This window comes from Endozoicomonas sp. ONNA1 (assembly GCF_024606325.1).
GTDB lineage: Bacteria > Pseudomonadota > Gammaproteobacteria > Pseudomonadales > Endozoicomonadaceae > Endozoicomonas_A.
The window spans coordinates 1-1,212 of the sequence record NZ_JAHHPN010000359.1; the positions used below are offsets into that span (position 1 = coordinate 1).

The 1,212-nt window shown below is 53.9% G+C and carries 1 protein-coding gene; it reads left to right on the top strand.

Going from position 1 to position 1,212, the window contains the following annotated elements:
* Positions 1–1,212, top strand: a 1,212-nt coding sequence (locus KDK19_RS08300) for a calcium-binding protein (protein WP_257291716.1), incomplete at both ends; no start/stop codon positions are given.

Below are 1,212 nucleotides of genomic sequence, written 5' to 3' on the forward strand. Positions count from 1 at the left end.
GGGTATGGAAAACCTGGTGGGTTCCGAAGACGGCTCAGAAGTGTACGGGTCTGACCAGCGTGATGCCATTTTTCTCAGGGGAGATGAGAATAGCAACAATATAGTGGATGCGCGCCGTGGTGACGATTTTGTCTATGCCAGCAATGGGACAAACGTAATAAAACTGGGGGCGGGCAATGACCGGGCGGTGTTGACCGGTCAAAACGTGGTGGACGGTGGCCCCGGCACAGACACCCTTTCCTACATGATCCGAAAAGAAAAGCTCTGGCTGGATATGACCAACCGGGATCCGTCGTTGGGGGATGTGGTGACCGGTGTCGAGGTCATACAGGACTCTCCCCACGATGACCGGATCAAAGGAAACGACGAGAATACGGTTTTCATGGTCACCAATGGCACCAACATCCTGGATGTCGGAGGGGGTAACGACACCGTCATCACTCACGGCGGAAAGACGTCTGTCTGGCTGAGAAGCGGTTTTAACACGGTGATACTGGGTGAGGGTCACCACAAGGTTTACACGGGCACTCATGCGGATTCAATCAGGCTCAGTGGCAACAACCTTGGTAATCACAAATTTTACGTCCACACACCTCAGGAGCCTTCGACAGGCAAATGGCCAGTGTTGGTCATCCGCTGGGGGCGATTTGGTGCCGGGTGCCGACAGAACAAACAGCTGGCCAGCCTGACTGTCAACCCGGTTAGCGAGAGCATGGATCTGGTTTTCAGCAAACAGAGACCCGGTGAGACCGTCACCGTGGACTTCAACACCCCCGACATCCCGTCTGTCAACGTCAGTCGTGCTAATACCCACTGGTACCGGAAGGATCTGACCGATACGGGCCGCTGGCAGTTCATAGCCGGGGATGTGATGAAACTGAGCAACACCACCCTCTCAACTCATTTTGATTCGGGAAGGAGACTTTGCAAGGTCACCAGGAAAGTGGACACCTACACCTTTTCCAGAGCACAGATGCTGGCATTTTTGAATCGCTACCCCGGAAAACCTTTAGGTGAATTCCCCCGGAAGCGTTGGCGTGACAAGACTGAGCTGGAAAACCTTGCTAATGAAGGAAAAAACCTCGGTGTCGGCCTGCACCGGATTGGCAGTCAGGAAAGCAATAATATCAGACTGGAGATTGAGTTTCGTTTCAGCGCTTCCACATGCACCCCCCACAGTGGTGTTTTACGCAAGCTGACCCTGAAGCCGGG